Source organism: Sphingobacterium detergens (assembly GCF_003610355.1).
GTDB lineage: Bacteria > Bacteroidota > Bacteroidia > Sphingobacteriales > Sphingobacteriaceae > Sphingobacterium > Sphingobacterium detergens.
Genome location: NZ_RAPY01000006.1, coordinates 234,223 through 257,861, shown reverse-complemented (window position 1 = coordinate 257,861; position 23,639 = coordinate 234,223). Strand labels below are relative to the sequence as shown.

Below are 23,639 nucleotides of genomic sequence, written 5' to 3'. Positions count from 1 at the left end.
ATGGACACAAGAAGAGATTTTCTAAAAAAAGCAGCAATGCTTGCCGGAGGAGCCTCACTTTCACAGGTTATTCCTTCTGCTATTGCAAAAGCAATGGCCATCAATCCCGCTTTGGGGAGCACCTTTTATGATGCTGAACATGTGGTTCTACTGATGCAGGAAAATAGATCTTTTGATCATGCTTTTGGTACACTACGGGGAGTGCGAGGTTTCAATGATCCAAGGGCGATCCGCCAGCCAAACAGAAACAAAGTGTGGTTACAGACGCAAAAAACAGGTGAAACATACGCTCCTTTCCGATTGGATATTAAAGATTCAAAAATTACATGGATGGGATGTTTGCCTCATAATTGGACCGATCAAACCGATGCCCGAAATAAAGGAAAGATGAACAAATGGCTAGATGTCAAACATTCTGGATTTAAAGAGTTCGCAGACCTTCCACTGACGATGGGACATTATACGCGAGAAGACATTCCATTCTACTATTCACTGGCAGATTCTTTCACGATCTGTGATCAACATTTCTGTTCAAGTATTACAGGTACAAATCCCAATAGACTCTATTTTTGGACAGCTAATATTCGGGAAAACTTAAACGGAAAGGCATTGGTATGGAACGGTGATTCAGAATTTAGTGGTAAAGCGAACTGGAAGACCTTCCCAGAACGTCTTTCAGCACTTGGTGTAGACTGGAAAATATATCAAAATGAGATTTCTTCAAGTAGTGCTGGATACAGTGGAGAAGCCAATGGATGGTTAGCGAATTTTGGATGCAACCCCATGGAATATTTCCCTCAGTATCAAGTCAAATATAGTCCGCGCTATAGAGAGCTGCTTGCACGCAAAAAAGAAGAACTGGAACAGAAAATAGCCACCACAACGACCAAAGATGCACTTGAAAAGTTACATAAGGAACATCAACATGTGCTGGAAGAGCTACAACAATACACGGCGGAAAACTTTGAAAAACTTGATGAACGAACGAAAGATATTCATCGTCGTGCATTTGTGAATAACAGTGCACAGCCCGATTACATGGAGCTCGAAACAATGCATTATCAGGAAGGCGAGCATCAACGGGAACTGCAAATCCCAAAAGGTGATGTGTTATACCAATTTAGAAAAGATGTCGAAGCAGGTAAACTACCAACGGTTTCCTGGCTTGCTCCACCTCAACTTTTCTCCGATCATCCAGACTCTCCTTGGTTTGGTGCCTGGTATGTGAGTGAAATTATGGATATCCTAACACAAAATCCGGAAGTCTGGAAAAAGACAATCTTTATCCTTACCTATGATGAGAATGACGGTTATTTTGATCACTTCGCTCCTTTTACAGCTCCTAATCCTTATGAAGCAGATAGTGGCAAAGTGTCCCCAGATATTGACCCAAAATTGGAATTTGTACGTCGCGACGAACAGTATTACCCCGAAAGTGGAAGGGAAAGCAACATCGGCTTGGGCTATCGCGTACCTCTAATCATCGCTTCTCCCTGGACAAGGGGTGGTTGGGTAAACTCACAGGTATTTGACCATACCTCAAGCTTGCAGTTTTTAGAAAAATTCATTAGCCACAAAGTAAAAAAAGAAGCAAAGGAAACCAATGTGAGTAGCTGGCGACGTACGGTCTGCGGAGATCTCACTTCTGCTTTTAGGCCTTATAATGGAGAGCTAATCAAAAAGCCATTGGTATTAGAACGTCAGCCATTTATCACAGAGATCCACCAGGCAAAATTTAAAGGTCTTCCGATGGGATTCAAAGCATTAACTGCAGATGAGATCAAGCAGATTGATCAGGATCCCGCCCGTTCACCTTATTTTCCAAAACAGGAAGAAGGGCTTCGTGACTCCTGCGCTCTCCCCTATGAACTTTATGCACATGGAGAATATCTATCTGATGGAAGGTATCAACTGACATTTGAAGCTTCAAACAAGGTATTTGGAGACCGCACTGCGGGTTCACCGTTTACAGTATATCATAGTACTCCTTATAAGGGTGAGATTGGAACTTCCCGTAACTACGCCGTATCCCCTGGAGGCAGTTTATCAGACAATTGGGCTATCCATGCGTTTGACAATGGATTATTTCAACTTGATGTACATGGACCAAATGGATTTTATCGTATGTTTAAAGGCGACACTAACCATCCAAATATCAAAATCCGTTGTACTTATGAAAAGAGCAGAGATGAAAAATCATTTACGGGACGTCTGTTGTTCACTTGTATAAATCAGGACAGTAAAGGTCATCGTCTCCTACTTGAAGACATCAGCTATGGACAGGGCAAAAAAGAAGTCCAACTCAAAAGTGGTGAGTCAACAACAATTCAGTTTGATCTTTCCAAACAAAGTTTTTGGTATGATTTCCGTATCAGCTGCAAAGATTGCAATACATTCCAAGAGCAGTATGCAGGCCGTATAGAAGCTGGGAAAAGCGGAAAAAGTGATCCACTATTAAGCCGATAACAAAAAATTGAAACGGGGTTATTTTCGAAAAGAGATAGCCCCGTCTATCTGTGATTCTTGCAACAAATAGTCAATACGTCTGAAATCTTCTATTTTCAGAAATCATTACACGCCAAACCATACCTTTCGATATTATTCCTGTATACGACGAATAACGTGGTAGAATCCTTTATACAGTAAAACTGCACCAACGATCAAAAAAACAGCTAATAAATATAAACTGATGGAGTTAATAAATAATAGACACATCATAACGGTAATTTTTGGTTTTTCATTTCTTATGTACAAGTTATAACATTTATCCAAAATATTACAAAAAAAAAATACAAATTTTCTCTACTTTTGTCGGGATGAGGAAAATTGCATTGTTTATCGGCTTATTTTTTTATTTGCTCGCAGCAAGTGGTGCAACCCTACATTTCCATTTCTGTCAAGGAGAAGCACAAAGTGTATCATTAAGCCAAAACCAAACGGCTCATTGTCCGATGTGTGCCAAGTCGCAAAAAAAACATCAAAACCACTGCCATCAAGAAGGTAGTTGCAAGGACGTAACCATCGCTGCCCAAAAAGTAGATGATTTCAACAGATTATCTCAGACACTCAATTTCAATAGTTTTTCTCCTGCAATTATTACCCTTCACTGGATACATAATTACTATCAATTTTCGTCAGATGAGGATAGTTCATCCAAATTAAGTACAAATCAGAACACCTTCCTAAAGAGATATAGTCCTTCTGTATTTATTCTAAATCAGAGTTTCAGAATTTGATTTCCTAATTTTTTGATTTTTAATCAAAATAGACGTCGAAGATATTACCTTCGACCTTACATGCTATGCACGTTTTTTTTAGGCCGTACATTATCAAAAAACTATGAATCAAATTTTAAAACAACTATATACTACAACCCTTTTATTGTTATTTTCCTTTGCAATTGTGCAGGCACAAAGCGACAGCACAAGAACGCTTACTGTAGCTGGTAACTGTGCGATGTGTAAAAAAAGGATTGAGACTGCTGCAAAATTACAAGGTGTCGAAAGCGCTGTGTGGAACGCGAGTGATAATTTGCTACATCTTAAATACAATGCACAAAAAGTTGAACTGGAAACAATAAAAAAGAATATTGCCCAAGTCGGACACGATGTAGACAATCTGATTGCAAGTGACGAATCCTATGCAAAGCTTCATGAATGTTGTATGTATCCCAGATTGGAAAACGGACAAGTTCCCGAAAAAAAGGCAGTACCTACCGAAGCTGGACATCATAATCATCCACATGCCGTGACAGGTGTTGTTGTCGAAGAGAATGAAAAAGGTGATCTAAAACCTATTGTTGGAGCTAATTTACATTGGGCGAATTTGCCAAGCAGAAACACCCGAAGTAATGAGAATGGTGTATTTAAGTTAGAACACAAAGAAGGTTTTGACAAGCTTGTTGTTAGTTACGTTGGGATGAAATCCGATACGATTACCATTAAAGACTTACACGAGGTCGTCATGATTACAGCCAAAGGTAATGTACTGATGGAGGTCGAAGTTAAAGGAACACGTAAATCCACTTATATTGATCGTATGACACCTGCAAGACTGGAGGTACTGACAGGGAAAGAATTATTTAAAGCTGCCTGCTGTGATTTAAGTGAAAGCTTTGAGACCAACGCTTCAGTGGATGTGATCAGTGCTGATGCTGTAACTGGTAGTAAACAGATTCAGATGCTTGGCTTAAGTGGTATTTATACCCAATTGACTGTAGAAAACTTACCGGGACCGCGTGGTTTGGCGTCACCTCTAGGACTAAATTCCATTGCTGGTACTTGGATCGAATCTATTCAAATTGCCAAAGGAGTTGGTTCTGTAGCTAATGGATATGAAAGTATGGCCGGTCAGATCAACGTTGAACTGAAAAAACCTCAAAACTCCGAAAGGCTGTTTTTTAATGCTTACGCCAATAACATGGGACGAACCGATGTGAATTTGAATCTTTCACAAAAATTAGGTCAACATTGGTCGACATCAGTATTATTGCACGACAACTTTATGTACAATAAATCCATGAATTTTAGCCACAATGGATTTAGGGACGTCCCAGTTGGTAACCTTTTCTCCGGAGTAAACCGTTGGTTGTATGAGAATGGTAAAGGTCTAATGGTACAATTTGGCGTGAAGTATTTAAATGATGATCGTACTGGTGGGCAAATAGATTTTAACAAAAAAACAGATAAGGGCACTACGAATCGTTATGGTCTTGGTTTTGACATCGAACGTGTTGAAGGTTTTGCTAAAATCGGTTATGTATTTCCGGAAAACAAACACCGCAGTATTGGCTTGCAATTAGCCGGCTCCAACTACAATCAAAAAAGCTATTTCGGGTTAAAAAACTATAATTCTGAGCAACAGAATGGTTACGCAAACCTATTGTTCCAGGATATCATAGGTACTGTAGCCCATAAATATCGTGTAGGTGCCTCTATCAATTACGATAACTACGATGAATGGTATTTAACAGATCAAAATTTCAAACGTAAAGAAGTCGTTTCAGGTGTATTTGCAGAATATACCTTCAGTCCATCCGAAAAATTTGATGCAGTAGTGGGTCTACGTCAAGATTACAACTCTTTGTACGGATGGTTTACAACACCACGGTTAAATTTACGCTATGCTCCTATTGCTGGAACTACATTCCGTGCAAGCTCAGGAAGAGGTCAGCGTACAGCAAATATCTTTGCGGAAAATACAGCCGTTTTGGCCAGTAGTAGAAGACTGATCATTCAGTCCCAGGATATTTATAATAAAGCCTATGGCTTACAACCAGAAGTTTCCTGGAACACAGGAATTGCGGTGGATCAAAACATGCGCATATTTGGAAGAGAAGCTTCTGCCTCGGTTGAATTTTTCCATAACAGCTTTTCCAATCAGGTCGTGGTCGACTATGAGAATCCAAGAGAAATCAGTTTTTACAACTTAACAGGAAAATCATTTTCAAACAGTTTGCAAACAGAATTTAGGTTTATGCCTGCCCCACATTTTGAAACGAGATTAGCTTACCGTCTATTGGATGTACAGACCGATTTTCAGAGCGGAAGAAAAACCAAACCCTTGTTAGCTAAACACCGTGGTTTTGTCAATTTAGCCTATAATCATCATTCCGGATGGAGCCTAGATTATACGTTAAACGTTGTTGGACCAAAACGTATACCTTCAACCATGGACAACCCCGTTGAATACCAGATGCCAACCGAATCAAAAACGTATGCTACGATGAACGCGCAGATCAGCAAAACATTCGGAAAGGACAAAAACTTCACCGTTTATTTAGGGGGTGAAAATCTTTCAAACTATTTCCAGAAAACACCGATTCTTGCAGCGGATCAACCTTTCGGAAATCACTTTGATACCTCCATGTTATGGGGCCCTTTAACAGGACGGATGTTTTATACAGGGGTACGTTATTTCATAAAATAGTACTGAGTTAATATAAAAAAAGCGGCTAAGCCGCTTTTTTTATATTAAGTTTTTCAATTCCTGATATAACCGTGCTGTCGGTAGCCCGACCACATTATTATACTCACCTTCTATCTTCTCAATGCCAATTAAACCGATCCATTCCTGAATACCATAGGATCCAGCTTTATCAAGTGGCGAAAAACTAGTAACATAATAATCTATCTCATCCCGATCCAAGACATGGAAATAGACTGTTGTCGTTTCCACAAAGGAATGTACAATACCTTGCCACTGTGTTGCGACAGCAGTGATGACCAAATGCTTCTTTCCAGATAAATTTTCTAAAGTCTGTATGGCTTCAGCCGCAGTCTTTGGTTTTCCCAAAATCTCACCCGCTGTCGAAACAACAACGGTATCGGCACAGATAACCAAACAGTCCGATTTATCCGCAAAAGCTTTCACTTTTTGCAATGCGATCTGACGGACAGCCTCAATGGCAGAAAGATTCGGATCAACATATTCATCAGTCTCCCGAACTTCTACCTCAAACTCGATTCCTAATCCCGATAATAACTGTTTCCGTCTAGGCGATTGAGAACCCAAGATAACCGTTTTATTCTTTAAATTTTCTAACATCATTAAATGCTTTTTATCGTTTCATCCTCGTACCAATTCCCCTGTACTTTAAGTACCTTTTCGATCAGTTCCCGTACAACTCCCTTTCCACCATTAAAACCAGAAATGTAATGCGATATCTTCTTGATCTCCTCCACAGCATCTGCCGGCGACACAGCCAAACCGACAGATCGCATGCAACTAAAATCAGGAATATCATCCCCGATATACATCAATTGATCAAGTCCAAGATTATATGCGTTAGCCAATGCTTTCAATAGCGAAAGTTTATCTGAGACACGGGAGTGAATTTCTTTAACCCCTAACCCTTGTAGACGCAGTTCCACCCCTTTTGAAGCTCCACCAGTAATGACAAAAATTGGATAGCCCTTTTTTATAGCCAATTGCATCGCATATCCATCTTTGATATTAAAAGTTCGCAGCTGTTCTCCCCTCTCGTTGACTTGTACAGTTCCATCTGTCAATACCCCATCCACATCCAATACAAATCCTTTTATCGTTTTAAATTCAGTCAGTACCATCGAAATATATTTTTGTAAAAATAAGGCATTTCAGTTAAATATACGATTACGCTATATCGTCTTATTTACCGCATTTCTGTCAGTAAATTATTCAAATAAGCCAAAATATCATTTATTTGTCACAACATAGTTGTATTAGCAACTTATTATAAAAAACATTTGGATGGAACCTGATATTTACCGTATCTTTGTAGAAGATAATTAAAGGTTATCTCGCTATGAAAACACTAACAGCGCTATTGAAACAGGTAATTCTGCTAAAAGCTGCATAAGATTAAAAAAACAATCAACTTAGTTTTTCAGAGCAAAAAACACGGCAACTAATTTAGTTTGGTCGCCCTTAAAAAGTCTTTTCATAATTTAGGTTTATAATTGGTTAGTAACAAACCCTGGTGCCCATCATCAGGGTTTTGTTTTATTAGGACTTTTTCTTCCCTTATTTACAATATTGTATCTATTCGTATTTGCGACTATTTTAGGAATAGCAAGTTTTTTTGTTATTTTACATATATCTTTTTTTCCCCAGGTAATATCAGGAAAACTACCTACAGAAAAATGAACGATAGTTGGGCGACCAAAATTCATTAAACTCATTCTCGCATGGATCAAGAAAACTATAGAAAGCAAATTACCATAGGCGTGATAATTTCTTTTTTGCTTATTTTTATTTCTGCCCTATACTTTTTTATCTCTTTGCATCATATTCTGGATAACGAGCGTAATATCGTTCATATAGCCGAAAATAGGTTTAATGTTATCAATGAAATTAGATCAAACATAGATGAGATCAATGATGTTAAACTTCATTATTTCACAAAAAGAGACCCAGCATTATTTATTCCATATCAGCTCGGACGAAAAAAGGCAGACGAGTCATTGAGAGCTATTAGTAAAGTGGATGATTTCTATACAGTTTCACCGCATGCGATCGAAACTATGCGCAAAGAAATTGCCCTTTTCTATGATTTTGATAAAGATATAGCCTACGCCAAAACTAACAACGGCACTTTACCACCCTACATCCACGAACAAAAAATAGCTATTTTCAATCAGATCGATATATTATCCAGGGATCTGCTCGATCAAAGAGCAAGTCGACTGGAAAAGTCCAGAAACGATCTTCAGCTCGCACAAAACATTACTTATCTCTTCATTGCGATCGGTTTAAGTGGATTTTTCTATATTCTAGCTAAAATTTTCTCGATTTCAAAAATATTAAGGTCAACAGTTAAAAGCCAGCAAGAATCAAACAACCGTCTCCAACTCCTGCAAGATCAGACCAATAATGATAACTGGATTTTAAATGCGATAAACCATATTGATGAACAGCTACGTGGTGATTATAGCGATAAAAAAATAGCAGAGATCAGCCTAAATGCTATTACGGATATGACGAAAGCATTGGGAGGTACAGTTTATATTTTTGATGATACCTATCAGGAGTATCAATTATGCCATAAAATAGGGATCGCTTCCACACAACAGGTAAAAAAGAGCATTAAGGAAAATGATGGTATTTTAGGCGAAGTAGCCAATAAACATGTCGTTGTTAAAATCAAGGATATTGATCACGCTCATCTCGTTTTAGAGACTTCTTTATCCAATAGGATCGAGACTGAAATTTACATTATTCCATTTGCCTATGAAAATCATTGCGTAGGGTTGATGGAAATCTGCTGCCCGCTGGTAAATGAAAAAGAGGAGCAGTTAAGATTCAATTTCTTGGATAAAGTAAAGGGTAACATCGCTATCATTCTTAAAGTTGCGCAGACGCACGGCAAACTCGCCGATCTTTATGAGGAACTTCAACAGCAAACTGAGGAACTGGAGGCACAGCAGGAAGAACTAAGAACGACCAACGAAGAATTAATCCACAAAACCCATTTGCTGGAAGCCTCAGAAGAAGAGCTACGGGTACAACAGGAAGAACTTATCCAGACCAACAATGAATTGGATGAGAAGGCAAAATTACTCCTTGCTCAAAATGAAGATCTAGAGAAAGCAAGACAGGCAATCGCCCAGAAAATAGAAGAAGTTGAATTATCAAGTAAGTATAAATCTGAGTTCATGGCAAATATGAGTCACGAATTAAGAACTCCACTTAACAGTATTCTTATACTTGCCAAATTGTTGCAGGACAACAAAAAGGAAAACCTGAATGACGATCAGATAAAGTATGCCTCCGTCATCCATAGTGCGGGTTCGGACCTGCTTCACTTGATCAACGAGTTGTTGGATTTAGCAAAAATAGAATCTGGAAAAGTCGAAGTTCAAAAAGAGCATATCAACACGAATTATCTAGTCAATTATATTAAAGACTTTTTTCTTGATACCGCTGAATCAAAGATTATCAAATTCAATGTCGAAATTGATGGCGATACACCGCAGGATTTTATTGGTGACGAGCATCGTATACAACAGGTTTTAAAAAATTTATTGTCGAATGCTTTTAAATTTACTGGTGAAAATGGGACCGTATCGCTCAAGATAAATGTCGAAGATGGAACCATATATTTTACAGTCCAAGATAATGGCATAGGGATCGCTCCAGAAAAACAAGAACTCATCTTCGACGCCTTCAAGCAGGAAGATGGTTCCACAAGCCGCAAATATGGCGGTACAGGACTTGGTCTGTCTATATGTCGTGAGATAGCGAGTCTATTAAAGGGAAGAATCACATTAAATAGCAAAGTTGGCGAGGGTAGCGTGTTCATTTTTAGTTTACCATTAGAAGCGGAAGCTCAAGGCGAGAAAATATCAGAATTACCCGTCATTGAAACAAATACACCAATTGCATATCCTCCATTAGAAGATATAGCGATCGGAAAAGAGCACCCAATTGACAATAGTAGTAAAAATAATAAACTGTTAATCATCGAAGACGATTTCATCTTTGCGGATATACTAAAAGATTATGCAGTTCAAAATGGTTACGACGTCTATATCAGCTACGATGGACAGGATGGGCTCAACAAAGCGCGAAACTTAATTCCTGCAGCAATCATATTAGACATTATGTTACCGAAAATGGATGGTTGGGAAGTGTTACGTAATCTCAAAAAAGCGAATTCGACGAAGGATATCCCAGTACATATGATGTCCGCAGGAACATTTCTCCATGATGAACCAATATCTGCAGGCGCTATCGGGTTTATGTCCAAACCCGTCTCTGAAGAATCTCTCGCCGAAACTTTCCTGAAGATCAAAGCTTCCACAAGCCGCCCTATTAAGAAAATTCTATTGGTAGAGGATCAAGAAATTCAAAGTGATTTTATCAAGCAATCTCTTGAAGAAAAAAATATTCAAATATTTCAGGCATTCGATGCACGTCAGGCGCTCGATCTACTGATTCAGGAAAAAATCTTCGACTGCATCATTATGGATCTAAATCTGCCTGATAAATCTGGAATCGAACTCCTCAATGAGATCAAGTCAAACAGTGATTTTAAGGATCTGCCGATTATTATTAACACCGCAATGGAGTTAAGTCCTGAACAAACATCAGAAATTTTGCACCACAGTCAGGCCATGGTGTTAAAATCAGCCAAATCCAACAATAGATTAATTGACGAAGTCAATTTATTCTTAAATAAAATCCGAAGTAGCAAAACGGAATATCATTCATTTAGCCACAGTTCATCTGTACTTGTAGAGAACAACTTGGCTTCCAAGACTGTATTGCTGGCTGACGATGATATGCGGAATATATTCGCTTTAAGTACCGCGTTCGAAAGCTATGACATGAAAATAGAGATCGCCAATAATGGTCAGGAAGCATTGGATATCTTAGCACGTAATGAGCATATCGATATTGTTTTGATGGACATTATGATGCCCGTTATGGACGGCTATGAAGCCATCGAAAAAATAAGGGAGAACAAAAAGTTTTCGAACCTTCCCATTATAGCTGTTACGGCGAAGGCTATGAAAGGTGACCGGGAAAAGACAATCGCTGTAGGAGCAAACGATTATATTAGCAAACCCGTTGATGTGGATAAATTGATATCCTTAATGCGTGTATGGTTGAGTTAAGCAATAAAATAGCAGCAATGATTACTTTTGAAGAGTTGGAGGAAATTATTGACGTTGTCAAAAACCTCCACGGTTACGATGTTTCCGGATATACAAGGTCATCCTTAAAGCGGCGTGTCACCAGAATTATGGAACTCAACAAGCTAGATCTGGTTGAATTAAAATCTAAATTAATTAACCAACCTGGCTTCAGTACTTATCTTTTACAGGAAATTACTGTCAATGTGACTGAAATGTTTAGAGATCCGGAATTTTACAAAGCGTTAAAAAATGATGTATTTCCTTATCTGGCAACCTATCCTCATATTAAGTTGTGGAGCGCAGGTTGTTCCACAGGGGAAGAAGTCTATTCATTGGCAATTCTACTAAAAGAAGCTGGGCTTTATCAGCGTTCGTTTATTTATGGAACGGATATCAACACAAAAGTATTGGAAAAAGCCAAAAGAGGTATTTATTCTCTGGCAAAGGTGAAAGACTACTCTGAGAATTTCATTAAAACAGATCCCAAAAGTTCTTTATCCGAATATTATACGGCGATGTACAATGCTGCCACGATAAATAATAGCCTTAAGAAGAATGTTCTTTTTTCCCAGCACAGTTTGGTTTCCGATCGGGTATTTAATGAATTTCAGCTGGTCACATGCAGAAATGTATTGATTTATTTCGACACAAACCTCCAGGAAAAGGTATTGGATTTATTTTATAATTCGCTCTGTCACCTAGGTTTTTTATGTTTGGGTTCAAAAGAGTCTCTGATCAACTACAAAAATGCGGCAAAATTTAAGGTTATAAACAAAAAGCACAATATTTATCAAAAAATAGCTTAGATCAAGATGGAACGGAAAATTCTTTTATTAGCGGGATCTGCAGGCGGCTTTAGTGTTATTCTAAATATCCTAAAAGGATTGGAACGCCCTATTCAAATACCGGTCATCGTTATTGTGCACAGAAATCCTAAATATGCATCGAGCATCGAAGATACATTATCAAAAGCATTATTGCAGCGGATAAAAACAGCAGATGATAAAGAAACCATAGCAGATGGAACAATCTATTTTGCTCCGGCGGGTTATCATTTGCTCATCGAGCCTGATTATAGCTTTTCCTTGGACATCTCTGAACCAGTCCAATATTCAAGGCCATCGATTGATGTGACCTTCGAATCTGCAGCCGAAGTCTATAAAGAAAACTGTACTGCTATTTTATTTTCCGGAGCAAATCAGGACGGCGCGCAGGGGTTATTGATGATTAAAAAATATGGTGGTAGCACTTTTGTACAAGATCCACTGGATGCGGAAGTTCCAATTATGCCCCAGGCGGCCATAGAATTAAATGCGCAAGATAAGATCTTAACAATAGCCGAAATAAAGGATTACATCATGCAATTAACCTAAAGTTGTATTTAGATTTGATATAATGAAGAAGATTAATATATTGATCGTCGATGATAAAGTTGAAAATATTATCAGTCTCACAGCCTTGCTGGAAGATATCGAATATGTAAATATAATTAGCAGTACGGATCCCAACGAGGCCCTGAAAATCTGTTGGAAAGAAGAAATAGATCTTGCCTTAGTTGATGTGCAGATGCCCGAAATCAATGGATTCGAATTTGTTACTTTTTTGAAGAAAAACCCTAAAACGAATCACATTATTCCGATCATGGTAACCGCAATTTCGAAAGAGGATAAGTACCTTATTCAAGGACTTAACAGTGGAGCTGTAGACTACCTGTATAAACCTCTTAATCCAGAAGCGACCATAGCAAAAGTCAAATCTTTTGTTCAGCAGCTGTTAATACAACAGGAAATTAAAGAGAAAAATATCGCTTTGGAAGAATCGAAGCAAGCGATTCTTAAAGCAAAAGAGGAAGCTGAATTAGCAAGAAAATCTAAGGAGACTTTCTTGGCCAATATGAGTCATGAAATCCGTACCCCCATCAATGGTATTATGGGGATTACCCAAATGTTAAAAAACTCACAGCTTAGTATCGAACAAGAAAACTGGATCAATAAACTCGATTCAGCATCTCAGAACCTACTAACAATTATCAATGACATATTAGATCTCTCCAAGGTCGATTCTGGCATGATGAAACTTAACATGGAATCCACTTCAGTACATGATATTACGGATGATTTGAATAACTTATTTATAGATAAGGCAAATTATAAGGGATTAAATTTTTATATAGATGTGGACGACCGGATAAACAGTTATTTTTTAACTGATCCTCTTCGTTTAAAACAGATTCTAACCAACTTTATCTCCAATAGCTTCAAATTTACCTCCGCAGGTTCGGTCATTTTAAAAATTCAACTTCTAACGGAAAGTGATCAGCAAATTGGTTTACAGTTTCAAGTTATAGACACAGGCATAGGCATAGCCGAAGAAGCTTTGGAAAAAATATTCATTGCTTTTGAGCAAGGGGAAGACAGTATCACCAAAAAATTTGGCGGCACTGGATTGGGCTTAGCAATTGTCAAACGCATCGCTGCCCTTCTCAATGGAAAAGTATTCGCATCGAGCGAATATGGTAAAGGAAGCATATTTTCTTTTGAATGTGCCTTCGACAAAATAGAAGATAAACCCCTAGAAAAAGAAACACAAGTGCTTTATACAGAGTTACCGAAGTTTAATTCACCGATGATCCTTATCGCCGAAGACAACGAATTAAACAGCTTTATGTTAGCAAATATCCTAAAAAGTTGGAACTGCGAAATTACACTGGCAACAAATGGACAGCTTGCGTTGGAGGAAATAAACAGAAAAAAAATAGATCTGGTATTTATGGATGCACATATGCCCCTAATGAGCGGTTTTGAAGCTATTAAAGAAATACGTCGCCATACCAACCCAATAATTGCGAATATGCCCATTATCTCTATCTCAGCTTCAGTTTTAAAGGCGGAACAACAAGAAGCCATGGATGCAGGGGCAAATGAAGTTGTTGGGAAACCATTTGATCCTATCAAATTATATAAAACAATTGATGCTTTATTGTCAAAATTGAAATGATTGTTTCTATTTACCAATGAAATCATTAATTTTAAAGAATTAACAAAACGTAATAATGAAAAAACTTTTTATGATACCAGCAGTTGCAGTTGCATTGTCAATTGCATCTTGTGGCGGAAACAGTGAGAAGTCTGGCAAATCAGCTAGTACAGAATCGACAACTTCAACAGAAAACCAAGCGACAGAAACAGTACCTGGAATTGAAAACGTGGCTATTTCTAACAGCTTATCTTTAGAAGGTAACGATCAGATGAAATTTGACAAGGACTTATTCCGTGTTAAAGCTGGTGAGCCAGTAGAATTATCTTTCAAAAATGCTGGTACCATGCCAAAAGAATCTATGGGACATAATGTTGTCATCCTTAAACCGGGTGTAGATCTTCCAACTTTCGGCGCTGAGGCAGCAGCAGCGGTGGCTGATGAGTATGTTCCAAAATCAGCATTATCCTCTATCGTGTCCCATACGAAATTATTGGGCCCTGGTGAAACTGATAAAATTACATTTACTCTTGAAAAAGGAGTATATTCTTTCATCTGTAGTTTCCCTGGACACTATGGTGTAATGCAAGGCAAAATCGTTGCAGAATAACAACATAAAAGCAAAAAGGATATTCAATTCTGGATATCCTTTTTGTTAACTATTTTTTTGCGCTGGGATAGAAAAAAATCCGCTCAAGTACGCTTTCAATATCCATTATTGCCTATACTCTGTTGCTCTTCATAATCCTCTTTCAATATTGATACATCGATATACTTTTCTTCTAGAAGCTTCACCTCTCTATATATTTTTCTTTCATACAAATTATTGACCTTAGATGATCTTAAAGGGGGTAAGCCGCATTTCTTTTATCAAAAAAATGTAAAGTAAGTCTATTCGGTTACAAATCGCAAGTTTTGATTTCCTATCCCATTAATAATCATTAAATTTGTACTACTAAAAATTAAAACGTAATCAATGCAATACGACGTAATTGTAATCGGAAGTGGTCCAGGCGGATATGTAGGAGCTATCCGTTGTGCCCAATTAGGATTAAAAACAGCTGTTATTGAAAAATATAGCACATTTGGCGGTACTTGTCTTAACGTTGGATGTATTCCTTCGAAAGCGCTTTTAGATTCATCGGAGCATTACCACAATGCTGCCCATAATTTTGATGCATTCGGCATCAGTTTAAAAGATCTTAAGGTAGATATGGCAAAGATGATTGCTCGTAAAGACGATGTCATTGCGCAAAATACTGCCGGTATCACTTTCTTATTTAAGAAAAACAAAATTGACAGTTTCCAAGGTGTAGGTTCATTTGTGGATAAAAACACCATTAAAATAACAAAAGCAGATGGTTCTACAGAACAGATCACTGCCAAAAATGTCATCATTGCAACAGGATCAAAACCGACTTCGTTGCCATTCTTGCCAGTTGACAAAAAAAGAATTATTACTTCTACTGAAGCCCTTAATTTAAAAGAGATCCCAAAACACCTTATCGTCATCGGCGGTGGTGTAATTGGTCTGGAATTAGGTTCGGTATATGCTCGTTTAGGTTCAAAAGTCTCTGTAGTTGAATTTGCGAAATCTATCATTGGTACAATGGATGGTGGCTTAGGAAAAGAATTGCAACGTGTTTTGAAAAAATCATTGGGCATGGAGTTCTACCTAGGACATAAAGTAACAGGTGCTACAGCAAAAGGTAAAACGGTAAAAGTAACTGCTGAGGATCCAAAGGGACAAGAAATCACATTGGATGGTGATTACTGTATCGTTGCTGTTGGACGTACAGCTTATTCTGAAGGTTTAGGCTTGGAGAACATTGGCATTACATTAGAAGAAAGAGGTAAGAAAATCCCTGTAAACGCACACTTAGAAACTTCTGTTCAAGGTGTATTCGCAATTGGTGATGTCATTACTGGAGCGATGTTGGCGCACAAAGCGGAAGATGAAGGGGTATATGTCGCGGAATATATTGCTGGACAAAAACCACACATCGACTACAACTTGATTCCAGGTGTTGTGTACACATGGCCTGAAGTAGCTTCAGTTGGAAAAACTGAAGAGCAACTTAAAGAGGCTGGTGTGAAATATAAAGCTGGATCTTTCTCTTTCAAAGCTTCTGGCCGTGCAAAAGCATCTGGTGATACAGATGGTTTTGTAAAAGTACTAGCTGACGCAACAACCGACGAGGTATTAGGCGTACATATGATTGGTCCGCGTGCAGCCGACATGATCGGCGAGGCTACAGTAGCGATGGAATATCGTGCTTCTGCAGAGGATATCGCACGTATCTGTCATGCTCACCCAACCTATACTGAAGCTATTAAAGAAGCGGCATTAGCCGCAACTGCAAATAGAGCAATACACGCGTAAGCGTTAAACAGAATAAACCTAAGGGGAAAAGGAAACTTTTCCCCTTTGTCATAAATACCTATATCAGATGAATTTTTATACAAGAAAATGGGTCAAACCCGAAGACCTTAACCCCAATGGAACATTGTTCGGCGGAACACTTTTGCGTTGGATAGATGAAGAAGCTGTTATTTACGCTATTGTACAATTGGGAAACCCTAAAGTGGTTACAAAGTTTATATCCGAAATAAACTTTGTAAATTCAGCCAAACAGGGGGATATTTTAGAATTAGGTATTGAAGCGATCAATTTCGGAACAACGTCATTGACGATGCGTTGTGAGGTCAGAAATAAAATTTCAAAGAAAACAATCCTATCCATCGACAAATTAGTGTTTGTCAATTTGGACGACGACGGAAATCCCACCCCACATGGAAAAGATAGTATAACGTATGCTTATATGGGCATCGAGAAAACAGGGCGAGATGACTAAACATCTCCCCTGTTCCTTTGATATTAATAGGTGTTTTTTATAAAGCTCTATTTGGAAATTTGCGATCACAAATTATCAAGCACCATGCGGAAAGCTTAACTTTCTAAGCCATGGGCTCACACTTTTGGAATCTCTATGCAAATATCTCACTATTACGATTTTTGTCTTTTGCCGTCGATTTCCTTCTTTAGATCCAGCTCCACCCAAAATCCCAGGATTGGAACCAAAGAAGCCAAAAAGTACTTTATAGCTTTTAGAATAGGCCATTTATATTCGACAGTAGACATGATGAGCATCACAACGAATATAACGACAAAAAAGCCATGAATGGATCCCGCAATCTTAACAGCCTCTGGTATTCCAGCGAAATATTTCAAGGGCATTGCAATAAAAAACAAGCAAATCGTGGAAATAGCCTCCCACAACGCAATCTGTCTAAATATTCTTAACATAATGATAAACTGAGTATTGTGAACTTCAAAAATAAGACTCTAAATACGGTTGCCCCATTATTTTTTACCCTTTTACCGAGTCGTGACATTATCCCGAATACATTGACATTGTTTTATCAAAAACCGCCAATTTTACAATAAATAGTTCATATTCATCAGAAAAAATACGTACTTTTGAATGAATATAAGGTTCGGTACCTTGGTATTTGAAGCTATAACACTCAACTACAGAATATTTATTTATATGAATTACGACATCATTGTAATCGGTAGTGGTCCAGGCGGGTATGTTGCTGCCATTAGAGCCGCTCAGTTAGGGTTCAAAACAGCGATTATTGAACGCGAATCATTAGGCGGAATTTGTCTAAACTGGGGCTGTATCCCTACAAAAGCATTATTGAAAAGTGCTCAAGTATTTGAATATTTAAACCATGCCGCAGATTACGGCATCAATGTTCAAGGTGGTGAGGCTGATTTCGAAGCTATCGTCAAAAGAAGCCGCGGCGTAGCTGAAGGAATGAGTAAAGGTATTCAGTTCTTGATGAAAAAAAATAAAATTGATGTCATCAATGGAACTGCAAAAATTAAAAAAGGTGGTAAGATCGATGTAAAAGGCGCAGACGGTTCTACCAAAGAATATGCAGCAAAACACACCATCTTGGCGACAGGTGCACGTTCACGTGAGTTGCCTAACTTACCACAAGATGGCAAAAAGATTGTTGGCTACCGCCAAGCAATGACATTACCTAAACAACCAAAATCTTTAGTTGTTGTTGGTTCTGGTGCTATCGGTGTTGAATTTGCTTATTTCTATAATGCAATTGGAACAAAAGTGACTATCGTTGAGTTTATGGATAGAATCGTTCCAGTTGAAGATGAAGAAATCTCAAAACAACTAGAAAAAAGCTTAAAGAAACAAGGTATTAATATCCTTACTAAATCAGAAGTTCAATCTGTTGACACATCTGGAGAATTGAGCAAGGTTTCTATTAAAACTGAAAAAGGTGTTGAAGTAATCGAAGCAGAAGTTGTATTATCTGCAGTAGGTATTGCTCCTAATATCGAAAACATAGGCTTGGAAGAGGTTGGTGTAAAAACTGATCGTGGCCGTGTTGTCGTAGACGATTTCTACAAAACAAATATTGAAGGTGTATACGCTATCGGTGATATCGTTAAGGGTCAAGCTTTAGCGCACGTTGCTTCAGCAGAAGGTATTACTTGTGTTGAAAAAATCAAAGGTCTTCATGTAGAACCTATTGATTACAACAACATCCCTGGATGTACTTATTGTTCTCCAGAGATAGCTTCTGTTGGTTATACTGAAAAAGCAGCTAAAGAAGCTGGATATGAAGTTAAAGTAGGTAAATTTCCATTCTCTGCTTCAGGAAAAGCTTCGGCAGCTGGAGCAAAAGACGGTTTCGTAAAAGTTATCTTCGATGCAAAATATGGTGAATTCCTAGGAGCACACCTTATTGGAGCTAATGTTACTGAAATGATCGCTGAGGTTGTTGTTGCCCGTAAATTGGAAACAACAGGACATGAAATGATCAAAACAATCCATCCGCACCCAACAATGAGTGAAGCTATCATGGAAGCATGCGCCGATGCGTACGGTGAAGTGATCCATTTATAGTCACAATATAAACATAAAAAAGAGGGGAAGATCGAATGATCTTCCCCTCTTTTTTATGTTACTCTTTTGGTTGAAAATTACATTACCAACCTCGACTTAAATACAATTTGTTGGTCTGCTACATCTGAATTCTCGATTCGTTCAAATAGAATTTCGGCTGCCTTACGCGCTTGCATACCTGGAAACTGTTCGATACGACCCATTGGTGGGTTTTCCATGTATTGCCAAAGAGGATAATTAGCATAGCTAATAAAGAAGATATCTTGATTTAAAACCAACCCTTTGTTGCGCGCTGCCTTCATCAAATCCAGTGTAACAAAGTCATTGAAAGAAATAATCGCTGAAGGTCGTTCGGACATCGCAAATATACTGTCCATTGCTTTCTCATTTCCTTCGGTGCTCAGGTCTGTTTCAATAATATTTTTTTCCAAGATATCCATCCCATTTCGCTTCATTGCAGATAAATAGGCTACTTTTCTATCCTCACTCGCAGGCAAAGTCTTTGGCCCATTGACCAAAGCAATGACTTTATGCCCACGGGCAACAAAAGCATCAACAGCCTCATTCATTCCTGTGGATAGATCGCTTTGAACTTTATTGATATTCGGCAAACTAGGAACACAATCAAAAAAGACAACCGGGATTCCAGATGACTCCAATTTCTCGATAAACTCCAAATTAGTCGTTTTCTTACCGATAGACATCAAGATACCATCTACCCTATGATTTTTAAATGTTTTTAAAATCTGTTCTTCCCGATCAGGATCATCCAACGACTGCCCCATTAAAACAGTGTACCGTTGTGCCGAAGCAACATTTTCTATTTCGCTGATTGCAAAAGAAAAAAATGGTTCTGAAAGACTGGGTAAAATCACAGCTATGGTAAACGTTTTACGCTGTTTAAAGAAAATGGCTGTTTGATTGGGTTCGTAGTTCAATTCTTCGGCCATTTTTTTCACACGCATTGTCGTTACCAATCCAATACTTGGATGGTCATTCAATGCTCTTGACACCGTGGAAGGACTGATTTTCAGCTTCTTGGCAATTTCCTTAATCGTGGCAGGCTTGTTCACTTTATTCATAAATCCAAGGGCTTTATATAAAAATAGGGCTTTTATATCCCTAATCATAATTTTTTTTCAACAATGTTTATTCAGTATATTTTAAAGTCAAAACATTGTTGGTAGATAATACAAAGATAATCAATGAAAACTTAGTCCACAAATTGAATCGCAGTGATATCCACTGCAAATTCCTGTACTAAAAATTGAGTAGGGTCTATCTGCCGGAAATCAAGTTCATCCTGAAAATAAATTTTCACTCGATTGCTAAACTCACCCCAGTCTACAAATTTTACCTTATTCAATTGTTCCAGTGGATTCCCTTTCGTCAAAACACATATTTCCTTACCTTCCGCATCCAATTGCGAAAATAGTGCAGTAATATGGTCAAAAAGATGCAACTTAAGTGGTAATACAGCATTTACATGTAGCCGTTCAAAATGCTCCTTGTACTTCATATCAAATCCAAAAGTCGCTTGCGCATGTTCAAATAGGGATTCCTCGCCCTGATTTTCCAAATGATTTTTCATAAAGTTGACCAAATCACCCTGTGGGGGGAAGGTCTCCGTGAATTCTATAAAGTTAGCAAAGAGATAATAAACTTGGAGTAAGTAGTCTTTTTTCGGAAAAAGAACATCATCCAATTCAAAGACATACACTTTTTTTTCTTCTGGAAACATCATCACTAATAGACCTTTAAATTAAAAAAGTTGAACAGATTATGCCCAACAGATACCAAATTGAGAATAGGATTATATTACTTCGACACACAGACTAAAGCGAACTCTTCAGCCGAATCCGAAGTGATCATAAGTCCATCCAATGTACTTTCATAAATCTCCTCGCCCAACAAATTATTGCCCTTTGAAAGCAAAACATAAGGAAGATCAGCCGGAGGGTTTTCAATGATAGAAAATGTTTCAAGGAAATCCTTATCTGGAACGAGAACTGAAATCTGATATTCTTCAAATAAAACTTTGGCTTCGGCCAATGGTTCCAGTTCGAAACCGCCTAAAGGTAACACATAATCAACCTTTTGATCTAAACTCAATTTTAGCACCTCATGCGCAAAAGTTGGTAGCAAGCCCTTTGGAATGGCTGCATAATTCCCAGATTTTAAAAGTAATTCCGGAATCTCTTCCGAACTCGCATACAAAACTTCAAAACTACCTGAAAGTTTTCTAGCAATACGCATTGCCAGCGGTCTGGTTCCGAAAGTTATCAATATTTTCTTCATCAAAATAAAATGTTATTCATCGGCAATTAAGCCCTCAAAGATTCGTCCAATAAATCAAGCTGGCTCCTTTCGTCCCATATCTTGATCTATTAAACACAATGGATTTCCTATGAAATAGGTTACACCACCAATCCGTCACGCATATGAATTGTTCGATCCGATATACGGGCCAATTCTTCATTATGGGTAACGATGATAAATGTTTGTTGGAATTTGTTTCTAAGATCAAAAAACAACTGATGTAAGGCCGCTGCATTTTCGGAATCCAGGTTCCCTGAAGGCTCGTCAGCTAAAATGATTGAAGGATCATTCATCAGCGCCCTAGCGACAGACACACGTTGTTGTTCACCTCCAGACATTTCAGCAGGCTTATGATCAATACGATGAGAAACACCGAGTAGCTCCAATAGTTCTTTCGCTTTCGTTTCGGCTTCAGCCCGTCCCTGGCCACGGATAAATGCAGGAATACACACATTTTCCAATGCGGTAAATTCAGGCAATAAATGATGAAACTGAAAAACGAAACCAATATGCTCATTACGAAATGCACTCAGCTTTTTGGCACTCAGTTTATGGATATCGACACCATCAATAAATATCGAACCTTGATCAGGTTTGTCCAACGTTCCGATAATATGCAAAAGTGTACTTTTACCTGCCCCTGACGCTCCGACAATACTCACGATTTCACCTTTTTCCACGGTTATGTCGACGCCTTTTAAGATGGGCAATGCCCCATAAGCTTTGTGAATTCCTTTGGCTTGTAACATCATAGGGCAAAGATAAATAAATTTACGATATCACACCTTTGAATAAATAAGCAGTTATTTCTCTATTTCAGCCATTTTATTTTTCACAAATGTCAAAAAATAGATAAAAGAGCAATTTATCCCTTGTCTTATCCCCCAAAAAAACATATTTTTACGCCAAATATTTTTGCAAATGAACATTCACGAATATCAAGGAAAACAAATACTAAAGAGCTTTGGTGTGCGCGTACAGGAAGGTATCGTAGCAGATACTCCAGAGCAAGCTGTGGAAGCGGCTAAAAAGATGAAAGAAGACTACAATTCCGACTGGGTTGTTGTCAAAGCTCAAATTCACGCTGGTGGCCGTGGTAAAGGTGGTGGTGTCAAGTTAGCTAAGAACTTAGATGAAGTCAAACAAAAAGCAACTGACATCATTGGTATGCAATTAGTAACGCCTCAAACTGGACCTGAAGGTAAAAAAGTAAACAAAGTTTTGGTTGCTCAAGACGTTTACTATCCAGGTGAAAGCGAAACAAAAGAATTCTACATGTCTGTATTATTAGACCGTGCTACAGGACGTAACATTGTTATGTACTCTACAGAAGGTGGTATGGACATTGAAGAAGTTGCAGAAAAAACACCGCACTTGATTTTCAAAGAAGAAATCGATCCAAAAGTAGGCTTACAAGGATTCCAAGCACGTAAAATTGCTTTTAATCTAGGTCTTTCTGGTGCTGCACACAAAGAAATGGTAAAATTCGTTGCTGCACTTTACAAAGCATACGATTCTACTGACTCTTCTATGTTCGAGATCAATCCGGTATTAAAAACTTCTGATGACAAGATCTTAGCAGTTGATGCCAAAGTAAATCTTGACGAGAACGCATTGTACCGTCACCCTGATTACGCAGCTATGCGCGATGTAACAGAAGAAGATCCAACGGAAGTTGAAGCTGGTGAATCAAACCTTAACTATGTTAAACTTGACGGTAACGTAGGTTGTATGGTAAACGGTGCTGGTCTTGCAATGGCAACAATGGATATCATCAAATTAGCTGGTGGTGAACCTGCAAACTTCTTAGATGTTGGTGGTACTGCAAATGCTGAAACTGTAAAAGCTGGTTTCAATATCATTTTGAAAGATCCTAATGTAAAAGCAATTTTGATCAACATCTTCGGTGGTATCGTTCGTTGTGACCGTGTAGCGCAAGGTGTCATTGATGCTTACAGTGAAATTGGTAATATTCCTGTTCCTATCATCGTACGTCTTCAAGGTACAAATGCTGAAGAAGCGAAAAAATTAATCGATGAATCAGGCTTACAAGTTTATTCTGCAATCTTATTGAAAGAAGCTGCTGAATTAGTAACTAAAGTGTTGAAAGGTTAATTCCTTCAATCATCATAAAGCTTAAAAGCGGGACAACTCAGTTGTTCCGCTTTTTTTTGCCCCAAAGGCAGCTCTTTTTTGCTCAGTTTGACGCAAATAGTGGCCGGGAAAAATTAAGCTTAGAAGCTTATTGATCCTTCATTCAGCGAATTAAATCAACATTTATACC

The 23,639-nt window shown here is 38.2% G+C and carries 20 protein-coding genes; 12 read left to right on the top strand and 8 right to left on the bottom strand.

What is annotated here, in order from left to right:
* The 3 genes from DFQ12_RS23790 (at window position 1) to DFQ12_RS23780 (ending at window position 5,928) form a co-directional block, all read left to right on the top strand.
* Window positions 1-2,466, top strand: a complete 2,466-nt coding sequence (locus DFQ12_RS23790; protein ID WP_120261648.1) for a phosphocholine-specific phospholipase C — start codon at window positions 1-3, stop codon at window positions 2,464-2,466.
* A 350-nt stretch (window positions 2,467-2,816) separates the two neighbouring features.
* A complete protein-coding gene (locus DFQ12_RS28695; RefSeq protein ID WP_120261547.1) occupies window positions 2,817-3,236 on the top strand; it encodes an HYC_CC_PP family protein in 420 nt (139 codons plus the stop codon).
* 103 nt (window positions 3,237-3,339) lie between these two features.
* Window positions 3,340-5,928, top strand: a complete 2,589-nt coding sequence (locus DFQ12_RS23780; protein WP_120261546.1) for a TonB-dependent receptor domain-containing protein — start codon at window positions 3,340-3,342, stop codon at window positions 5,926-5,928.
* Window positions 5,929-5,967: 39 nt separating this feature from the next.
* On the opposite strand, the gene DFQ12_RS23775 is transcribed toward DFQ12_RS23780, so the two are convergent.
* The 3 genes from DFQ12_RS23775 to DFQ12_RS28230 form a co-directional block, all read right to left on the bottom strand.
* Window positions 5,968-6,549 carry a Maf family protein gene (locus DFQ12_RS23775; RefSeq protein ID WP_244211835.1) on the bottom strand — a complete coding sequence of 194 codons (582 nt, stop codon included), beginning with the start codon at window positions 6,547-6,549 and terminating at the stop codon, window positions 5,968-5,970.
* Window positions 6,549-7,067: a KdsC family phosphatase gene (locus tag DFQ12_RS23770; RefSeq protein WP_120261544.1), complete on the bottom strand. Its 519-nt coding sequence runs from the start codon at window positions 7,065-7,067 to the stop codon at window positions 6,549-6,551. The genes DFQ12_RS23775 and DFQ12_RS23770 overlap by 1 nt, the downstream gene beginning before the upstream one ends.
* A 402-nt stretch (window positions 7,068-7,469) precedes the next feature.
* Complete coding sequence (locus tag DFQ12_RS28230) at window positions 7,470-7,661, bottom strand: hypothetical protein (protein WP_120261543.1); 192 nt, start codon at window positions 7,659-7,661, stop codon at window positions 7,470-7,472.
* Between the two features lie 6 nt (window positions 7,662-7,667).
* Here DFQ12_RS28230 and DFQ12_RS23760 point away from each other — a divergent pair, with 6 nt between their 5' ends.
* The 7 genes from DFQ12_RS23760 to DFQ12_RS23730 all read left to right on the top strand — a co-directional run bounded on the left by DFQ12_RS23760 (window position 7,668) and on the right by DFQ12_RS23730 (window position 16,951).
* Window positions 7,668-11,099: a GAF domain-containing hybrid sensor histidine kinase/response regulator gene (locus DFQ12_RS23760; protein WP_120261542.1), complete on the top strand. Its 3,432-nt coding sequence runs from the start codon at window positions 7,668-7,670 to the stop codon at window positions 11,097-11,099.
* 17 nt (window positions 11,100-11,116) lie between these two features.
* Window positions 11,117-11,926: a CheR family methyltransferase gene (locus DFQ12_RS23755; protein WP_120261647.1), complete on the top strand. Its 810-nt coding sequence runs from the start codon at window positions 11,117-11,119 to the stop codon at window positions 11,924-11,926.
* Window positions 11,927-11,932: 6 nt separating this feature from the next.
* Entirely contained in the window at window positions 11,933-12,493 is a 561-nt protein-coding gene (locus tag DFQ12_RS23750; protein ID WP_120261541.1) for a chemotaxis protein CheB, read from the top strand.
* 22 nt (window positions 12,494-12,515) lie between these two features.
* Window positions 12,516-14,117 (top strand): response regulator, encoded by a 1,602-nt coding sequence (locus DFQ12_RS23745; protein WP_120261540.1) that lies wholly within the window; start codon window positions 12,516-12,518, stop codon window positions 14,115-14,117.
* 55 nt (window positions 14,118-14,172) lie between these two features.
* Complete coding sequence (locus DFQ12_RS23740; RefSeq protein WP_120261539.1) at window positions 14,173-14,706, top strand: plastocyanin/azurin family copper-binding protein; 534 nt, start codon at window positions 14,173-14,175, stop codon at window positions 14,704-14,706.
* 366 nt (window positions 14,707-15,072) lie between these two features.
* Window positions 15,073-16,479: a dihydrolipoyl dehydrogenase gene (gene lpdA / locus DFQ12_RS23735; RefSeq protein ID WP_120261538.1), complete on the top strand. Its 1,407-nt coding sequence runs from the start codon at window positions 15,073-15,075 to the stop codon at window positions 16,477-16,479.
* A 67-nt stretch (window positions 16,480-16,546) separates the two neighbouring features.
* A complete protein-coding gene (locus DFQ12_RS23730; protein ID WP_120261537.1) occupies window positions 16,547-16,951 on the top strand; it encodes an acyl-CoA thioesterase in 405 nt (134 codons plus the stop codon).
* Between the two features lie 152 nt (window positions 16,952-17,103).
* Here the strand turns inward: DFQ12_RS23730 and DFQ12_RS23725 are convergent, their stop codons facing one another.
* The gene (locus tag DFQ12_RS23725; protein WP_120261536.1) at window positions 17,104-17,403 is read right to left on the bottom strand and encodes a DUF3817 domain-containing protein; all 300 of its coding nucleotides are present in this window, start codon (window positions 17,401-17,403) and stop codon (window positions 17,104-17,106) included.
* A gap of 244 nt (window positions 17,404-17,647) precedes the next feature.
* On the opposite strand from DFQ12_RS23725, the gene lpdA (DFQ12_RS23720) reads away from it, so the two are divergent.
* Window positions 17,648-19,036, top strand: coding sequence for a dihydrolipoyl dehydrogenase (lpdA, locus tag DFQ12_RS23720; RefSeq protein WP_120261535.1), 1,389 nt, complete (start codon window positions 17,648-17,650; stop codon window positions 19,034-19,036).
* A gap of 77 nt (window positions 19,037-19,113) precedes the next feature.
* On the opposite strand, the gene DFQ12_RS23715 is transcribed toward lpdA (DFQ12_RS23720), so the two are convergent.
* The 4 genes from DFQ12_RS23715 to DFQ12_RS23700 form a co-directional block, all read right to left on the bottom strand.
* Window positions 19,114-20,118, bottom strand: coding sequence for a LacI family DNA-binding transcriptional regulator (locus DFQ12_RS23715; RefSeq protein ID WP_120261646.1), 1,005 nt, complete (start codon window positions 20,116-20,118; stop codon window positions 19,114-19,116).
* Window positions 20,119-20,249: 131 nt separating this feature from the next.
* Window positions 20,250-20,780, bottom strand: coding sequence for an HAD family hydrolase (locus DFQ12_RS23710; protein WP_120261534.1), 531 nt, complete (start codon window positions 20,778-20,780; stop codon window positions 20,250-20,252).
* 74 nt (window positions 20,781-20,854) lie between these two features.
* Window positions 20,855-21,334: a hypothetical protein gene (locus tag DFQ12_RS23705; RefSeq protein ID WP_244211834.1), complete on the bottom strand. Its 480-nt coding sequence runs from the start codon at window positions 21,332-21,334 to the stop codon at window positions 20,855-20,857.
* Between the two features lie 119 nt (window positions 21,335-21,453).
* Entirely contained in the window at window positions 21,454-22,104 is a 651-nt protein-coding gene (locus DFQ12_RS23700; RefSeq protein WP_208642616.1) for an ABC transporter ATP-binding protein, read from the bottom strand.
* Between the two features lie 172 nt (window positions 22,105-22,276).
* Between DFQ12_RS23700 and sucC the strand changes: the two genes are divergently transcribed.
* The gene (gene sucC / locus DFQ12_RS23695) at window positions 22,277-23,470 is read left to right on the top strand and encodes an ADP-forming succinate--CoA ligase subunit beta (protein ID WP_120261531.1); all 1,194 of its coding nucleotides are present in this window, start codon (window positions 22,277-22,279) and stop codon (window positions 23,468-23,470) included.
* Window positions 23,471-23,639: the final 169 nt, after the last annotated feature.

Coding starts and splice junctions, on each gene's coding strand:
- DFQ12_RS23790 (WP_120261648.1), top strand. CDS start 1: ATGGACACAAGAAGAGATTTTCTAAAAAAAGCAGCAATGCTTGCCGGA.
- DFQ12_RS28695 (WP_120261547.1), top strand. CDS start 2,817: ATGAGGAAAATTGCATTGTTTATCGGCTTATTTTTTTATTTGCTCGCA.
- DFQ12_RS23780 (WP_120261546.1), top strand. CDS start 3,340: ATGAATCAAATTTTAAAACAACTATATACTACAACCCTTTTATTGTTA.
- DFQ12_RS23775 (WP_244211835.1), bottom strand. CDS start 6,549: ATGATGTTAGAAAATTTAAAGAATAAAACGGTTATCTTGGGTTCTCAA.
- DFQ12_RS23770 (WP_120261544.1), bottom strand. CDS start 7,067: ATGGTACTGACTGAATTTAAAACGATAAAAGGATTTGTATTGGATGTG.
- DFQ12_RS28230 (WP_120261543.1), bottom strand. CDS start 7,661: ATGAGTTTAATGAATTTTGGTCGCCCAACTATCGTTCATTTTTCTGTA.
- DFQ12_RS23760 (WP_120261542.1), top strand. CDS start 7,668: ATGGATCAAGAAAACTATAGAAAGCAAATTACCATAGGCGTGATAATT.
- DFQ12_RS23755 (WP_120261647.1), top strand. CDS start 11,117: ATGATTACTTTTGAAGAGTTGGAGGAAATTATTGACGTTGTCAAAAAC.
- DFQ12_RS23750 (WP_120261541.1), top strand. CDS start 11,933: ATGGAACGGAAAATTCTTTTATTAGCGGGATCTGCAGGCGGCTTTAGT.
- DFQ12_RS23745 (WP_120261540.1), top strand. CDS start 12,516: ATGAAGAAGATTAATATATTGATCGTCGATGATAAAGTTGAAAATATT.
- DFQ12_RS23740 (WP_120261539.1), top strand. CDS start 14,173: ATGAAAAAACTTTTTATGATACCAGCAGTTGCAGTTGCATTGTCAATT.
- lpdA (WP_120261538.1), top strand. CDS start 15,073: ATGCAATACGACGTAATTGTAATCGGAAGTGGTCCAGGCGGATATGTA.
- DFQ12_RS23730 (WP_120261537.1), top strand. CDS start 16,547: ATGAATTTTTATACAAGAAAATGGGTCAAACCCGAAGACCTTAACCCC.
- DFQ12_RS23725 (WP_120261536.1), bottom strand. CDS start 17,403: ATGTTAAGAATATTTAGACAGATTGCGTTGTGGGAGGCTATTTCCACG.
- lpdA (WP_120261535.1), top strand. CDS start 17,648: ATGAATTACGACATCATTGTAATCGGTAGTGGTCCAGGCGGGTATGTT.
- DFQ12_RS23715 (WP_120261646.1), bottom strand. CDS start 20,118: ATGAATAAAGTGAACAAGCCTGCCACGATTAAGGAAATTGCCAAGAAG.
- DFQ12_RS23710 (WP_120261534.1), bottom strand. CDS start 20,780: ATGATGTTTCCAGAAGAAAAAAAAGTGTATGTCTTTGAATTGGATGAT.
- DFQ12_RS23705 (WP_244211834.1), bottom strand. CDS start 21,334: ATGAAGAAAATATTGATAACTTTCGGAACCAGACCGCTGGCAATGCGT.
- DFQ12_RS23700 (WP_208642616.1), bottom strand. CDS start 22,104: ATGTTACAAGCCAAAGGAATTCACAAAGCTTATGGGGCATTGCCCATC.
- sucC (WP_120261531.1), top strand. CDS start 22,277: ATGAACATTCACGAATATCAAGGAAAACAAATACTAAAGAGCTTTGGT.